General features: G+C 71.2%; 11 protein-coding genes. 7 read left to right on the plus strand and 4 right to left on the minus strand.

Annotated features, from left to right (window positions below):
- Positions 1-42: 42 nt before the first annotated feature.
- Positions 43-684 (minus strand): superoxide dismutase, encoded by a 642-nt coding sequence (locus tag NP777_RS16195; protein WP_256650835.1) that lies wholly within the window; start codon positions 682-684, stop codon positions 43-45.
- Between the two features lie 173 nt (positions 685-857).
- Here NP777_RS16195 and NP777_RS16200 point away from each other — a divergent pair, with 173 nt between their 5' ends.
- Both NP777_RS16200 and NP777_RS16205 read left to right on the plus strand, forming a co-directional pair.
- Entirely contained in the window at positions 858-1,280 is a 423-nt protein-coding gene (locus tag NP777_RS16200; protein WP_256650836.1) for a hypothetical protein, read from the plus strand.
- Positions 1,281-1,479: 199 nt separating this feature from the next.
- A complete protein-coding gene (locus NP777_RS16205) occupies positions 1,480-2,235 on the plus strand; it encodes an NB-ARC domain-containing protein (RefSeq protein WP_256650837.1) in 756 nt (251 codons plus the stop codon).
- On the opposite strand, the gene NP777_RS16210 is transcribed toward NP777_RS16205, so the two are convergent.
- A complete protein-coding gene (locus tag NP777_RS16210) occupies positions 2,186-3,613 on the minus strand; it encodes an amino acid permease (protein ID WP_256650838.1) in 1,428 nt (475 codons plus the stop codon). The genes NP777_RS16205 and NP777_RS16210 overlap by 50 nt on opposite strands.
- 256 nt (positions 3,614-3,869) lie before the next feature.
- Between NP777_RS16210 and NP777_RS16215 the strand changes: the two genes are divergently transcribed.
- The gene (locus tag NP777_RS16215; RefSeq protein ID WP_256650839.1) at positions 3,870-4,463 is read left to right on the plus strand and encodes a biotin transporter BioY; all 594 of its coding nucleotides are present in this window, start codon (positions 3,870-3,872) and stop codon (positions 4,461-4,463) included.
- Positions 4,464-4,590: 127 nt separating this feature from the next.
- Here the strand turns inward: NP777_RS16215 and NP777_RS16220 are convergent, their stop codons facing one another.
- On the minus strand, positions 4,591-5,226 hold the full coding sequence (locus NP777_RS16220) for a mycothiol-dependent nitroreductase Rv2466c family protein (protein ID WP_256650840.1): 636 nt from the start codon (positions 5,224-5,226) through the stop codon (positions 4,591-4,593).
- Between the two features lie 170 nt (positions 5,227-5,396).
- Between NP777_RS16220 and pepN (NP777_RS16225) the strand changes: the two genes are divergently transcribed.
- Both pepN (NP777_RS16225) and NP777_RS16230 read left to right on the plus strand, forming a co-directional pair.
- Positions 5,397-8,042 (plus strand): aminopeptidase N, encoded by a 2,646-nt coding sequence (gene pepN / locus NP777_RS16225; RefSeq protein ID WP_256650841.1) that lies wholly within the window; start codon positions 5,397-5,399, stop codon positions 8,040-8,042.
- Between the two features lie 217 nt (positions 8,043-8,259).
- Positions 8,260-9,285, plus strand: coding sequence for a hypothetical protein (locus NP777_RS16230; protein WP_256650842.1), 1,026 nt, complete (start codon positions 8,260-8,262; stop codon positions 9,283-9,285).
- A gap of 29 nt (positions 9,286-9,314) precedes the next feature.
- Here NP777_RS16230 and NP777_RS16235 read toward each other — a convergent pair whose 3' ends face one another.
- On the minus strand, positions 9,315-11,057 hold the full coding sequence (locus tag NP777_RS16235) for a TIGR03767 family metallophosphoesterase (protein WP_256650843.1): 1,743 nt from the start codon (positions 11,055-11,057) through the stop codon (positions 9,315-9,317).
- Between the two features lie 335 nt (positions 11,058-11,392).
- Between NP777_RS16235 and NP777_RS16240 the strand changes: the two genes are divergently transcribed.
- Positions 11,393-12,418: an aspartate-semialdehyde dehydrogenase gene (locus NP777_RS16240; protein ID WP_256650844.1), complete on the plus strand. Its 1,026-nt coding sequence runs from the start codon at positions 11,393-11,395 to the stop codon at positions 12,416-12,418.
- Between the two features lie 186 nt (positions 12,419-12,604).
- A complete protein-coding gene (pepN, locus tag NP777_RS16245) occupies positions 12,605-15,175 on the plus strand; it encodes an aminopeptidase N (protein ID WP_256650845.1) in 2,571 nt (856 codons plus the stop codon).
- Positions 15,176-15,301: the final 126 nt, after the last annotated feature.

The following is a 15,301-nucleotide window of genomic DNA, read 5'->3' on the forward strand; positions in this document are numbered from 1 at the left end:
CCGTGAAGGTTGAGAAGACGATCACGTGAGCAGGAGGTCGGGTTACGGGGCGAGCAGCAGGTTGTTGGCGCGCTCCTTGGCGGCCGCGTAACGGCGCGCCACATCCTGCCAGTTGACGACCTTCCACATGGCCTCGATGAAGTCCACCTTCTGATTCTTGTACTGCAGATAGAAGGCGTGCTCCCAGGCGTCGAAGACCAGGATCGGCACCGAGCCCTGCCCCACGTTCCCCTGGTGGTCGTAGACCTGCTCGACCACCAGCCGCCCGCTGACCGGCTCGTACGCCAGCACGCCCCAGCCCGAGCCCTGGGTGGTGGCGGCGGCCTTGGACAGCTGGGCCTTGAAGCCCGCGAAGGAGCCGAAGTGCTCGGCGACGGCGTCGGCCAGCTCCCCGACACCGTCCCTCTCCAGCGGCTCGCCGCCCCCGTCGCCGGTCATGTTGTGCCAGTAGATGCTGTGCAGGATGTGGCCGGACAGATGGAAGGCCAAGTTCTTCTCGAGCCCGTTGATCGAGCCCCACTGATCCTTGTCCCGCGCCTCCGCGAGCTGCTCCATCGTGTCGTTCGCGCCCTTGACGTACGCGGCGTGGTGCTTGTCGTGGTGCAGCTCGATGATCTCGGGGCTGATGACCGGGGCCAGCTCCGAGTAGTCATACGGAAGTTCAGGAAGTGTGTAGATGGCCATGCGAAGCCCTTCGGACCGCTTATTGCAATTGACTTGCAAGTACACGCTAGCAGCAAGAGCGATTTCCGCCACCGCACACAGGGCGGGCGCGGCGCACTGGGAGTGGCCTGATCCGATCCCTGCGCGGGGAGAACGGCGGCCCTATGATCAAAGGTCGCTCGAAGGGGGAGGGCATGGATCCGCAGATCGCCGATCTCGCCAGGACGGCGGGCACCACCATGGTCACGCTGATGGCCACCACTGCCTGGGAGTCGGCCAGGGACGGCCTGGTCTCGCTCTGGCAGAGGTTCCAGCCCAACAGAGCCGACGGCATCGGCGAGGAGTTCGCGGCGAGCCGCGACGATCTGCTGCTCGCGCGCGAGACGGGCGACGCGGAGTCCGAGGCGGAGCTGGCCGCCGAGTGGCAGGGCCGGGTGCGTCGGCTGCTGATGGCCCAGCCGGAGGTGGCGGACGAACTGCGCCGCATCCTGGACGAGTTGAGCCCCCGCCTCCCCGATCAGCGCCCCGCCGTCGGTGAGATCCGTATGACGGCCGAGGCGTCCGGTAGCGGCCGGGTCTACCAGGCCGGCCGCGACCAGCACATCAGCGAACGGTGAGCGACCCCATGCCGATCGACGGCCGCGCGTCCGGGCAGGGCCGGGTCTTCCAGACCGGCGGCGACCAGTACATCGAGGAGCACCACCACTACGGGGCCGGAACGGGGCCGGAACGGGGCCCGGAACGGGATCCCTGCTCGCACCACAGCCGGTCGGCCCCCGGCCGTCCCAGGGCGCGACGGCCCCCGACTCCGTGCGGGTGCCGCTCGTCGGCCGGGCACCGGGCATCCTGCGGGACCGCGCCGACCTCATGGAGCGGCTGCGAGCGGCCGTCACCGGCCCCGGTGGCGACGTTCACGTCCTGCACGGCCTGGGTGGCTGCGGCAAGACGGCGGTGGCGCACGCCCTCTTCACGGAAGCCGTAAGGGACCACGGACGCGTCGGGCTCTGGGTGAACGCCTCGGAGCGGATCTCCCTGCGCGCGGGCATGCTCGCCGTGGCGGGCGACCGGGGGGCGACCACCGGGGAGCTGGCCGCCGCGGCCGGCGGCCAGCGCGCCGCGGCCGACCTGGTCTCGCACTACCTGGACCACTCCGCCCAGCGCTGGCTGCTGGTCCTGGACAACGCGGACGACCCGACGGTCCTGGAGGAGGGCGGCTGGCTGCGCACCAGCCCGCTCGGCACGGTCCTGGTGACCACCCGGCACGCGACCTCGCCGCTGTGGCGGGGCGCCGGATCGGCCCGGTACCCCGTCGGCGTCCTCCCCGAGGCCGACGCCGCGCAGGTCCTCTGCGATCTGGCCGCGGCGGGCACCGGCAGCGGCCAGTCCCGCCATCTCGTCGGCCGCCACAGCGACCATGCGGGAACTCATCGAACGCCGCGAGCGGGTGCTCGGAACCGAGCACCCGCTCGTCGTGGGGAACCGCAAGCGGCTGGCCGCCTGGCAGGCCGAAGCCCAGCCCTGATCAGCCGCCCTGCCGGGCCGCCGCCACCCGCTGCCGCGCGAAGCCGATGACCGCGAGCGCGATCGCCAGCGCGGCCGTGGCGTACAGCTGGCTGCGGGTGTCGGCCTCGCGCAGCATCAGCAGCAGGACCCCGACCGTGCCGGCCAGCGCGACCCAGGTCAGGTACGGGAAGAGCCACATCTTCACCACGAGCTTCTCCGGAGCCTCGCGCTGCAAGCGGTTGCGCATCCGCAGCTGGGCGACGGCGATGAAGCTCCAGACCACCAGCACCGCGGCGCCGACCATGTTGAGCAGCCACTTGAAGATGGTGTCCGGCCACCAGTAGCTGAGCAGCACCGCGACGAAGCCGAAGAAGGAGGAGGCGAGCACGGTGAGGCGGGGCACACCGCCGGTGACCCGGCCCAGGAAGGCGGGGCCTTCGCCGCGGGTGACCAGGGAGTAGGACATGCGGGAGGCGCCGTAGATGTTGGCGTTCATCGCGGAGAGCAGCGCGATCAGCACGATCACGTTCATGATGTCGCCGGCCGCGGGGATGTCGAGGTAGTTGAGCACGGCCACATACGGGCCCTGCTCGACCACGGCCTTGTCGTTCCACGGGATGAGCATGACCACGATGAGCATCGAGCCGACGTAGAAGAGGGCGATGCGCCACATCACGGTGCGCACCGCGACCGCGACGCTCTTGACCGGGTTCTCGGACTCGGCCGCCGCGATCGTGACCGTCTCCAGGCCGCCGTAGGCGAAGACGGACGCCAGCAGGCCGACGACCAGGCCGTTCACGCCATTGGGCAGGAAGCCGCCGTCACCACTGAGATGGGAGCCACCGGGGGCGTCGGTGCCCGGCAGGACGCCGACGATCGCGAGCACGCCCAGGACGAGGAAGATGGTGATCGCGGCGATCTTCAGCGCGGCGAACCAGAACTCGAACTCGCCGAAGTTGCTGACCGCCGCGAGGTTCGTGCCGCAGAAGATCGCCATGAAGAGGGCGACCCACATCCAGGATTCGGTGCCCGGGAACCACTGGACCATGATCCCGGCCGCGCCGATCGCCTCGGCGGCGAGGGCCACGCACAGCGTGATCCAGAACATCCAGCCCGCCGTGAACCCGGCCCAGGGCCCGATCGCCCGCTCGGCGTGGACGGAGAACGAGCCGGAGGCCGGGTTGGCCGCCGACATCTCGCCGAGCATCCGCATCACGAGCAGCACCAGCAGCCCGGACAGCACATAGGCGACCACGATCGACGGACCGGCGGCGGCGATTCCGGCGCCGGAGCCGACGAACAGCCCCGCGCCGATCACACCTCCGAGGGCGATCATCGACAGATGGCGCTGCTTGAGGCCGTGGGAGAGCGACGACGCGGCGGTCGCGCCCGCGCCGGTCTCCTCGACGGCGCCGGATGGCGCGGAGGACGCGGATGTCCGGTTCATTCTTCTTCTCTGTCCCTTACGCGGGCCGGGGGTGGCGGATGCAAAAACGTCCCCAGTGTGAAGGGCGCGCCCTGGCGGGACAACATCGCGGACGATCTTTTCTGGATATCGGACGCCGATGTCACGCTCCGTATCGGGAATGTCTGCCAGAAGCCGCCAAGCCGACGCGTCCGCCTTTGTGGCCATCCGACGGTGTCCGGGGCCCCCGCGCCGGGTTAGCGTCGCGGTATCACCCTCTGACCTGGGAGCTTCGCTGATGAGCACTGTTTCTGCCGCCGCCTCACCCGGTACGGTCCTCGCGGACGCGGTCTTCCCCGCCCGGCGCGTCCTGGCCCGGGACACCGCACTGGTCATCGGCGGCGCCGTGCTCACCGGCCTCGCCGCCCAGATCTCGGTGCCCGTCCCCGGCTCGCCGGTGCCGGTGACCGGCCAGACGTTCGCGGCGCTCCTGGTGGGCACCTCGCTGGGCGCCCGGCGCGGCTTCCTGTCGCTGGCGCTGTACACCCTGGTCGGCATGGCGGGCATGCCGTGGTTCGCCGAGGGCAGTTCCGGTGCCGCCATGCCGTCGTTCGGCTATGTGCTGGGCATGCTGCTGGCGGCGACCGTGGTGGGCGCGCTCGCCCGGCGCGGCGGCGACCGCGGGGTGCTGCGCACCGCGGGCACCATGGCGGTCGGCTCGGCGGTCACCTACGCCGTGGGCGTCCCGTACCTCGCCCTGGCCACCCACATCTCCCTCGGTGAGGCGATCGCGGCCGGGCTCACCCCGTTCCTGATCGGCGACGCGCTGAAGGCCGCCCTGGCCATGGGCGCGCTCCCGGCCGCCTGGAAGCTGGTGGGCCGCCGCGGCTGAGCCGGCGGAAGTCCACGGAAGCCGGCGGAAAGCCGGCCGGAAAACGGAAAAGGGCCCCCGCGCGGTCGACTCGTGCGGGGGCCCTGCCGTGGCGGCGGCGGAGCAAGGGTCGGTCTCGGAGGAAGGGTCAGTCGAAGATCGGGCCGACCGTGCGGGTCCGCTTGATCTCGTAGAAGCCCGGGATCGAGGCGACCATCAGGGTGCCGTCCCAGAGCTTGGCGGCGTCCTCGCCCTTGGGGGCCGGGGTGACCACGGGGCCGAAGAAGGCGACCTGCTCGCCGTCCGCGCCCGGGACGGCGATGACGGGGGTGCCCACGTCCTGGCCGACCAGGTCGATGCCCTCCTTGTGGGAGGCGCGCAGCTCGGTGTCGTACGCGTCGGAGTCGGCGAAGTCGGCGAGATCGGCGGGGAGACCGGCCTCCTCCAGGGCGGCCACGATCGTCTCGCGGTTCTTCTCCAGGCCCTGGTTGTGGAAGCGGGTGCCGAGCGCGGTGTAGAGGGGGCCGAGGACCTCGCTGCCGTGCTTCTGCTCGGCGGCGATGCAGACCCGGACCGGGCCCCAGGCGGTCTTCAGCAGCTCGCGGTACTCCTCGGGCAGCTCATCGAGCTTGGGCTCGTTGAGCACCGCGAGGCTCATGACGTGCCAACGCACCTCGACCGGGCGCACCTTCTCCACCTCGAGCATCCAGCGCGAGGTCATCCAGGCCCAGGGACACAGCGGATCGAACCAGAAATCGGCGGGCGTCTTGGCAGTCTCGGTCACGGTTTCTCCTCGAACGGGCACATTGGTATCGCAAACGAATAGAGGGCTGGCTGCTTCGGCCAACGCATACGGAAGGGGACTCATTCCCCGATGCCGCGTGTCGGTGCCCCGTGACATGATTCCCGCTGTCCGATATCCGAGATGCGAGACATTGGCGAGGGAGCCGCGTCGTGCCCGGTGAGAACCTGACCCGTGACGAGGCCCGTGAGCGGGCGAAGCTGCTGGCCGTCGAGGGTTACGAGGTGGCGCTCGACCTGCGGTCCGCGGTGGGTGAGCACACCGGGTCCGGGCCGCGCGCCTTCCGCTCCACCACGACGATCCGCTTCCGCTGCGCCGAGCCGGGCGCGGCCACCTTCGCCGATCTGCTGGCGCCCTCGGTGACCTCGGTGCGGCTCAACGGGCGGGAGCTGGACCCGGCGGCGGTCTTCGACGGTTCCCGGATCGCGCTGGAGGGCCTCGCCGCGGAGAACGAGCTGGTGGTGGACGCGCGGTGCGCGTACAGCCGGACCGGCGAGGGGCTGCACCGCTTCGTGGACCCGGAGGACGGCGAGGTCTACCTCTACACCCAGTACGAGCCGGCCGACGCCCGCCGGGTCTTCGCCAACTTCGAACAGCCGGACCTCAAGGCCCCGTTCACCTTCTCGGTGACCGCCCCGGAGGGCTGGACGGTGCTGAGCAACGGGGCGGTGGACCGGGTGGTGCCGTCCGGCGCCGACGACACCGCGGCGACCAGCCACTTCGTGACGACCCAGCCCATCTCGACGTACATCACGGCCGTGGTCGCCGGTCCGTACCACTACGTGAGCGACCGCTACCGCCGCACGCTGCCGGACGGCTCGGCGCTGGAGATCCCGCTGGGCGCGCTCTGCCGCAAGGGGCTGGCCAAGCACTTCGACGCGGACGACATCTTCACCGTCACCAAGCAGGGCCTGGACTTCTTCCACGACCACTTCGACTATCCGTACCCGTTCGGCAAGTACGACCAGGCCTTCGTGCCGGAGTACAACCTGGGCGCGATGGAGAACCCGGGCTGTGTGACCTTCCGGGAGGAGTTCATCTTCCGCGGCAAGGTCACCCAGGCGTCGTACGAGGGCCGGGCGAACGTCATCCTGCACGAGATGGCGCATATGTGGTTCGGCGACCTGGTGACCATGGAGTGGTGGGACGACCTGTGGCTCAAGGAGTCGTTCGCCGACTTCATGGGGGCCTTCTCGCTGGTCGGGGCCACCCGCTTCACCGACGGCTGGATCACCTTCGCCAACCGCCGCAAGGCGTGGGCGTACCGCGCCGACCAGCTGCCGTCCACCCATCCGATCACGGCCGACATCCGTGACCTGGAGGACGCCAAGCTCAACTTCGACGGGATCACCTACGCCAAGGGCGCGTCGGTGCTCAAGCAGCTGGTGGCCTATGTCGGGCAGGACGCCTTCCTGGAGGGCGCGCGGCGCTACTTCAAGCGGCACGCGTACGGCAACACCCGGCTGTCGGACCTGCTGTCGGTGCTCGGCGAGACCTCGGGTCGGGACATGACCACCTGGTCGCGCGCCTGGCTGGAGACCGCGGGGGTGAACGCGCTCACACCGCACGCCACCTATGACGCCGAGGGGCACATCACCGAGCTGGCCGTGGTCCAGGAGGCCGCCGAGTCCGCTGGTTCCGATGATGCGGCTCCGCCGCGTGGGACGCTGCGGCCGCACCGGGTGGCCGTCGGGCTGTACCGCAAGGAGGCCCCGGCCGGGGAGCGCCCCGGGGCGCTGGTGCGCTACGCCCGCGCCGAGGTGGACGTCGACGGCCCCCGTACGGTGATCCCCGAGCTGACCGGCGCCGCCCGGCCCGATCTGATCCTGGTCAACGACGACGACCTCACCTACTGCAAGATCCGCTTCGACGAGGGCTCGCTGGACACGCTGCGCGAGCACCTCGGCGAGCTGACCGACCCCCTCGCCCGCGCCCTGAGCTGGTCCGCGCTGTGGAACCTCACCCGTGACGCGCTGCTGCCCGCCCGCGACTACCTGGAGCTGGTGCGGCGGTTCGCCAGGGCCGAGAGCGACATCGGGGTGCTGCAGATGCTCCAGGCGTGGGCGCTGTCCGCCCTGCACCACTACTCGGCGCCGGACGCGCGCGAGGCGGCCGCCGCCCGGCTGGCCGAGGGCGCGCTGAGCGAGCTGCGGCTGGCCGAGCCGGGCAGCGGGCACCAGCTGGCCTGGGCGCGGTTCTTCGCGCAGGTCGCCGTCGCCGACACCGAGCTGCGGCTGCTGCGCGGGCTGCTGGACGGCACGGCCCGGATCGACGGGCTGGATGTGGACCAGGAGCTGCGCTGGACGTTCCTGGCCGCGCTGGCCTCGAGCGGCCAGGCCGACGAGGCGCTGATCGCCGCCGAGCTGGCCCGCGACGACACCGCCTCCGGCAAGCGCCACCAGGTGCGGTGCCTGGCCGCCCGGCCCTCCGCCGCGGTCAAGGCCGAGGCGTGGGACGCGGTGGTGGAGTCCGACCGGCTCTCCAACGCCCTGGTGGAGGCCACCATCTCCGGTTTCGACCAGCCGGGCCAGCGGGATCTGCTGGCGCCGTACGCACCGCGCTACTTCGAGGTGATCGAGCGCGTCTGGCAGGAGCGGTCGATCGAGATCGGGATGGGGATCGTGCGCGGGCTGTTCCCGGCGGCCCAGGACGACGCCCGCACCCTGGACGCGGCCGACGCCTGGCTGGACGGCCACCCGGACGCGGCCCCCGCGCTGCGGCGGCTGGTCCTGGAGGCCCGCGACGACCTCGCCCGCGCACTGCGCGGCCAGGAGTGCGACGCGCGGGCGGCCTCCTGACGCGAACGCGGACGGAAGCGGGAACTCCTCCGACCGAGGCGGGGGGCTCCTCCGGCCGAGGCGGGCGTTCCTCCGACCGAGTCGGAAGCTCTTTCGGCCGAGGCGGGGAGCTCTTTCGGCATTCGAACTGCCGTACTTTAGTACGGTGTTGTCCGCTTTTGTCGACGACTGTGTAACAGCGGTTAGCCGGTAGAGCGGGCGCGGGAATGGCGGGGGCATGAGCCACAACACGCCGCTGTCCCCCCGCCCCCTCCACCACCTCTCGGACGTCCACCGCCGGGTGCTGACGACACGTCAGCTCCGCGAGCACGGTGTGACCGCGTCCGTCGCCACCGAGCGCAGCCGGGCCGGCGGGCCCTGGCAGCAGATCCTGCCGGGCGTCCATCTGCTCCACCCGGGCCCGGCGACCAGCGAGGAGCGGCTGCTGGCCGCGCTGCTGTACACCGCGAGCCGCGGCCAGGGGGCCGACGGTTCGGCCCCGGGCGGCGGCGAGCCGTACGGCGAGGCGATGATCACCGGGGCGGCGGCGCTCGCCCTGCGCCACTTCTCCTCCGCTCCCCCGCTGGCCTCCCTCGACCACATCGACGTCCTGGTGCCGCGCACCCGGCGGCTGCGCGCCACCGGCTTCGTCCGCTTCGTCCGGGCCGGCACCCTGCCCACCCCCCAGTACGTCGCGGGGGTGCCCACCGCTCCGGTGGCCCGCGCCCTCGCCGACGCCGTCGCCCGGCTCACCGACGCCGTACTGGTCCGCAGGCTGCTCACCGAGTCCGTGCGGCACGGCCACTGCGAGGCCGCGGCCGTCGTCGCGGAGCTGAACTCGGCCCGGCTGCTGTCCCGGCCACATGTCGTGGACGCCGTGGACGCGCTGCTCGCCGAGGGGCGGGCGATCGCCGAGGGGCGGCTGTACGACATGGTGCGCGGCCACCATCTGCCCGAGCCGCTGTGGAACGTGGAGCTGCGGCTGCCCGGCGGGCCCGCGCTCGGCGGGGTGGACGCCTACTGGCATGAGCAGGCGGTGGCGGTGGAGATCGACGCCCGGGCGCCGCGCCAGGACGAGGAGATCTGGCGCGGCGGTTTCGGCCGCAAGCGCGAGCACCTGGAGCGGCTCGGGATCACGGTCGTGCGCGTGACCCCGAAGAAGCTCCGGGAGTCGCCGGAGGAGCAGGCCGCGGTGGTCCGTACCGCGCTGATCGCGGCGGCCGACCGCGACCCGGCCTCCTATGTGGTGGTCCTGCCCCGCTGAGGTCCCCGGGCCCTCGCGGCGGGGAGGCGTCAGGGCTTGCGCAGCAGCAGCTCGGTGTTGCGGTCCGTCGAGTCGCCGGCCAGCTTCTGGCTGGCGCCGGGCGCGTTGAAGGACAGCTCGCGGTAGAGGGCCGCGAGCCCGGTCTGGGACAGGTCCGAGAAGTCCGTCCGGTGCGGCGCGGCCGACTCGATGAGCGTGGTGAACAGGGAGATCGTGCCGTCGTGGTTGTCCACGACCTCGAACACCCGGGCCAGCTGGGGGAAGTCCACGTGCGAGGCGGTGGTGATCTCCCAGAAGGTGGAGCGCGGGGTGATCTCGTTCTTGTGGCTGTGGCCGTTGATCCAGGCCAGCACCTTGGGGTGGCGCTGGAAGAGGGCGACGACCTCGTCCCCGCCGTGGCGGGCCTCGTCCGGGCGGCCCGGGTCGTGGTTCATGTTGTCCAGGCTGCGGCTGTAGTGGTGGCTGAAGACGATCACGTAGTCGTCCTTGTGGGCCTTCAGGGTCCGCTCCAGCCAGCGCAGTTGGGCGGTGCCGAGCGAACCGGTGTAGTGGCCGCCCGGGTCGGTGGTGTCCAGGCTGATGCCGATCATGTTCTCGGAGATCCGGAACGAGTAGTAGAGCGTGCCCTGTTCGAGGTTGGCCTTGGTGTAGCCGTGGCCGACCGGACCGGAGCCGGTGGCGGCCGGGTCGAGGTGCGCGGCCAGGTACTCGGACTGGCTGAAGGGCGCGCGGCGCTCGTCGGGGGTGACCGTGCGCATGTCCTTGGCGTGCGCGTCCAGCAGCGCCTTCATCTGGACGCCCTTGGGGTCGCCCCCGACGCGCGTCCCCTTGAACAGCCGCTCCGCGTCGGCCGCCGGGATGATCTCCAGCTTGCGCTTTCCGGTGGCGAAGTCGGCGTAGTAGTCGTGGCCGAGGGAGTAGACCCCGCCCGCCAGATCGTCGTGGTTGCCGATGGTGGAGTACCACGGCAGCCGCAGCCCGGGGCTGTTCACGGTGCGCAGCGCGGCCTCGAGGAAGCCGTCGATGCGCGGGAAGCCGACCTTCTTGTCGGCGTCGCGCAGCGCCGCCTCGGGGTGCCAGAACTCCTTGAGCCCGCTGTTCTGGACGCCCTCGTAGCGGCGCGGATCGCCGGTGTTGGGGGTGATCCGGCCGCCGTTCATGGCGGTCAGGAACCAGTCCAGCTCGATCTTGGCGTTGTTGTCGGTGTTGTCGCCGGTGGTCATGACGAACGACAGTGGCGCCCCGGTGGCCGGTCCGCCGCGCAGCCCGTTGATCCGCTCGATGAGCGAGGCGACCCCGGCGATGGTCAGCGCCTCGTGCGGCCGCCAGGCCCCGGCGCGCCCGGCACGCAGGAACTCGTAGCGCATCGGGTGCTGGACGTCGGTCAGGTGCAGATCCGTGAGCTGGACGAACGAGGCGAGCGCGGTGCGCCGGTCCGCGCGGCCGCCCTTGGCGCCGGTGATCTCGGTGCGGACCTCGCGGGCCCAGGCGGGGCCGTCGGCGAGCCGCCGATAGCCGGTGGCGCCGTGTGCGGCCGAGAACGTCTCCAGCGTCGTACCGGCCGTCGAGGGCGCCGCCGGGGCCTGCACCACCCGGCGGCCCGCGGCGTGCGCGGTGGCGGGCTGCGAGGCACCGGCCGAGCCGCTGCCGGGACCGAAGGCGATTCCCAGGCCGGCCGTGGCACCGGTGGCGGTGGCGGCGGCGAGGAAGGTGCGCCGGTCGAGGGTGGCGACGGCAGCTGCGGCGGACCGTACGGACCGTATGCGGGACATGCGCGATCTCCCCGAGTGGACACGCGGTGACGGGCGGACAGCGAGGCTGTGCTCACCTGGATCGTTGGCATCGGGGATGGCCTGGGAGTGAACGAGGCGGCAACGCGGGCCGCCGATCTCCACACGTGGATCTTGGCGGTAGCAAACGGTCATCGCACCCTTGTGAACAGGAATTCTTCCGCTCACTCGGCGTTCATCAGATCTGGGAACCGCCCCCGCCACATCCCGGAACCGCTCCCACCGCGGGAAAATCACAGGACGGTAACGGGCCCGCCTGAGACACTTGCCAGGAGGGTAGGCGCCTCGAACCCGCACAACCAAGGAAAAGGGCTGATATGAGGATTGGAATCGTCGGAGCGACCGGCCAGGTCGGCGGAGTGATGCGCAGGGTGCTCGCCGAGCGTGACTTCCCGGCCGAGCAACTGCGGCTGTTCGCCTCCGCCCGCTCGGCCGGTCGTACGCTCCCGTGGCGCGGCACCGAGATCGCCGTCGAGGACGCCGCCACGGCCGACTACTCCGGTCTGGACATCGTCCTGTTCTCCGCGGGCGGCGCCACCTCCAAGGCGCTGGCCGAGAAGGTCGCCACCCAGGGCCCCGTCGTGATCGACAACTCCTCGGCCTGGCGGATGGACCCCGCGGTGCCGCTGGTCGTCGCCGAGGTCAACCCGCACGCCGCGGTGGACCGCCCCAAGGGCATCATCGCCAACCCGAACTGCACCACCATGGCCGCCATGCCGGTGCTGCGCCCGCTGCACGCCGAGGCCGGGCTCACCGCCCTGGTGGCCACCACCTACCAGGCCGTCTCCGGCTCCGGGCTGTCCGGCGTGGCCGAGCTCGACGGCCAGATCCGCAAGACCGCCGACCGCGCGGCCGAGCTGACCCACGACGGCGCGGCGGTGGAGTTCCCCGAGCCCGGGGTGTACGCCCGCCCGATCGCGTTCAATGTGCTCCCGATGGCCGGGAAGATCGTCGACGACGGCCGGTTCGAGACCGACGAGGAGCAGAAGCTCCGCAACGAGAGCCGCAAGATCCTGGAGATCCCGGAGCTGAAGGTGTCCGGCACCTGTGTCCGGGTCCCGGTCTTCACCGGCCACTCGCTCCAGGTGAACGCCCGCTTCGAGCGTCCGATCAGCGTGGAGCGCGCCCATGAGCTGCTGGCCGGGGCCCCGGGCGTGGCGCTCTCGGAGATCCCGACCCCGCTCCAGGCCGCGGGCCAGGACCCCAGCTATGTGGGCCGGATCCGGGTGGACGAGACGGTCGAGCACGGTCTCGCGCTGTTCCTGTCCAACGACAACCTGCGCAAGGGCGCGGCGCTGAACGCGGTGCAGATCGCCGAGCTGGTGGCGGCCGACCTGACCTGACGCCCGCGTCCCGCCCGAGACTCACCCGCGACTCGCCCGCGACTCGCCCGCGAGGGGAGCGGCCGAAACGGCCGTTCCCCTCGCGCGTGGACAAACCGGTCCACCGGCGCAGACCGTCCGACATGCGAGGATGGCCATCCGCCTGACGCATGGCGTACCGCACATGACGAACGGGAGTTAGCCGACGTGCCTGGCACCAACCTCACAAGGGAGGAAGCGCAGCAGCGGGCGCGCCTCCTCACGGTGGACGCGTACGAGATCGAACTGGACCTGAGCGGCGCCCAGGAGGGCGGCACCTACCGCTCCGTGACCACGGTGCGCTTCGACGCCACCGAGTCGGGCGCGGAGTCGTTCATCGACCTGGTGGCGCCCACGGTGCACGAGGTGGTGCTCAACGGCGACGCGCTCGACCCGAACGAGGTCTTCAAGGACTCGCGGATCGCCCTGCCGGGGCTGCTGGCCGGGCACAACGAGCTGCGGGTGGTCGCTACTTGCGCCTACACCAACACCGGTGAGGGGCTGCATCGCTTTGTCGACCCGGTCGACCAGCAGGCGTATCTCTACACCCAGTTCGAGGTGCCCGACGCCCGCCGGGTGTTCGCCAACTTCGAGCAGCCCGACCTGAAGGGCACGTTCCAGTTCACCGTGACGGCGCCCGAGGGCTGGACGGTGATCTCGAACTCGCCGACGCCGGAGCCGAAGGACAACGTCTGGCGGTTCGAGCCGACCCCGCGCATCTCCACGTACATCACCGCGCTGATCGTCGGCCCGTACCACAGCGTGCACAGCTCCTACGAGAAGGACGGCCGCTCGGTGCCGCTGGGCATCTACTGCCGTCCCTCGCTCGCGGAGTACCTCGACTCGGACGCGATCTTCGCGGTGACGCGGCAGGGCTTCGAGTGGTTCGAGGAGAAGTTCGACTACGCGTACCCGTTCGCCAAGTACGACCAGCTGTTCGTGCCGGAGTTCAACGCGGGCGCGATGGAGAACGCGGGCGCGGTCACCATCCGCGACCAGTACGTCTTCCGTTCCAAGGTGACGGACGCCGCGTACGAGACGCGCGCCGAGACCATCCTCCACGAGCTGGCCCATATGTGGTTCGGCGACCTCGTCACCATGGAGTGGTGGAACGACCTGTGGCTGAACGAGTCGTTCGCCACCTACACCTCGATCGCCTGCCAGGCCCACGCGCCGGGCAGCAGGTGGCCGCACTCGTGGACCACCTTCGCCAACTCCATGAAGACCTGGGCCTACCGGCAGGACCAGCTGCCGTCCACCCACCCGATCATGGCCGAGATCAACGACCTGGACGACGTCCTGGTCAACTTTGACGGGATCACGTACGCCAAGGGCGCCTCGGTGCTCAAGCAGCTGGTCGCGTACGTCGGGATGGACGAGTTCTTCCGTGGCGTCCAGGCGTACTTCAAGCGCCACGCCTACCAGAACACCCGGCTGTCGGACCTGCTCGGCGCGCTGGAGGAGACCAGCGGACGCGATCTGAAGACCTGGTCCAAGCAGTGGCTGGAGACGGCGGGCATCAATGTGCTGCGGCCGGAGATCGAGACGGACGCGAGCGGCACGGTGACCTCCTTCGCGGTGCGGCAGGAGGCCCCGGCGCTTCCGTCCGGCGCCAAGGGCGAGCCCACCTTGCGGCCGCACCGCATCGCCATCGGGCTCTACGACCTGAACCCGACCGGCAAGCTGATCCGCTCCGAGCGCATCGAGCTGGACGTGTACGGCGAGCTGACCGAGGTGCCGCAGCTGATCGGCACGAAGCGCTCCGCGGTGATCCTGCTCAACGACGACGACCTCACCTACGCGAAGGTCCGGCTGGACCCGGATTCGCTGGCCGTGGTCACCGAGCACCTCGGCGACTTCGAGGAGTCGCTGCCCCGCGCGCTGTGCTGGGCCTCGGCCTGGGACACGGTCCGCGACGGCGAACTGGCCACCCGCGACTACCTCGCGCTGGTGCTCTCGGGCATCGCCAAGGAGTCGGACATCGGCGTCGTCCAGTCGCTGCACCGCCAGGTGAAGCTGGCCCTGGAGCTGTACGCCGCGCCGGACTGGCGCGAGACGGGCCTGGCCCGGTGGACCGAGGCCACGCTCGACCACCTGCGGGCGGCGGCGCCGGGCAGCGACCACCAGCTCGCCTGGGCGCGGGCCTTCACCACGACCGCCCGCACCGACGCCCAGCTGGACCTGGTCTCCGGGCTGCTCGAGGGCACCGCGGCGATCGAGGGCCTGGTCATCGACACCGAGCTGCGCTGGGCGCTGCTGGAGCGGCTCGCCGCCACGGGGCGGGCCGACGAGGCCGCGATCGCGGCGGAGCTGGAGCGCGACAAGACCTCCGCGGGCGAGCGGCACGCCGCGACGGCGCGGGCCGCGCGGCCGACGCCGCAGGCCAAGGCGGAGGCGTGGGCGTCGGTCGTGGAGAGCGACAAGCTGCCGAACGCGGTGCAGGAAGCCGTGATCGGGGGCTTCATCCAGACCGATCAGCGGGAGTTGCTGGCGCCGTACACGGAGAAGTACTTCGCGGTGGCGAAGGACGTCTGGAACAGCCGCAGCCATGAGATGGCGCAGCAGATCGTGGTGGGCCTGTACCCGGCGCTCCAGGTCTCGCAGGAGACCCTGGACGCCACGGACGCGTGGCTCGCGTCCGCCGAGCCCACGGCGGCGCTGCGGCGTCTGATGACGGAGTCGCGGGCGAGCGTCGACCGCGCCATCCGCGCCCAGGCGGCGGACGCGGCGGCAAGCTGACCGCGGTGCGATCGGTGGGTTGTGGGCATGCGTTCCGCGGGGCGGAACGGGTGGGCACAACCCACCCACCGGGCGGCACCCGGGAGCGATGGCTCAGCCAGCGCCTAGCTGAGCCGCACCGCGTCG

This window comes from Streptomyces rugosispiralis (assembly GCF_024505145.1).
Taxonomy (GTDB): Bacteria; Actinomycetota; Actinomycetes; order Streptomycetales; family Streptomycetaceae; genus Streptomyces; species Streptomyces rugosispiralis.

What these genes read in the sequence shown, in the direction of transcription:
- NP777_RS16195 (WP_256650835.1), bottom strand. Translation starts at nt 684, where the DNA reads ATGGCCATCTACACACTTCCTGAACTTCCGTATGACTACTCGGAGCTG.
- NP777_RS16200 (WP_256650836.1), top strand. Translation starts at nt 858, where the DNA reads ATGGATCCGCAGATCGCCGATCTCGCCAGGACGGCGGGCACCACCATG.
- NP777_RS16210 (WP_256650838.1), bottom strand. Translation starts at nt 3,613, where the DNA reads ATGAACCGGACATCCGCGTCCTCCGCGCCATCCGGCGCCGTCGAGGAG.
- NP777_RS16215 (WP_256650839.1), top strand. Translation starts at nt 3,870, where the DNA reads ATGAGCACTGTTTCTGCCGCCGCCTCACCCGGTACGGTCCTCGCGGAC.
- NP777_RS16230 (WP_256650842.1), top strand. Translation starts at nt 8,260, where the DNA reads ATGAGCCACAACACGCCGCTGTCCCCCCGCCCCCTCCACCACCTCTCG.
- NP777_RS16235 (WP_256650843.1), bottom strand. Translation starts at nt 11,057, where the DNA reads ATGTCCCGCATACGGTCCGTACGGTCCGCCGCAGCTGCCGTCGCCACC.
- NP777_RS16240 (WP_256650844.1), top strand. Translation starts at nt 11,393, where the DNA reads ATGAGGATTGGAATCGTCGGAGCGACCGGCCAGGTCGGCGGAGTGATG.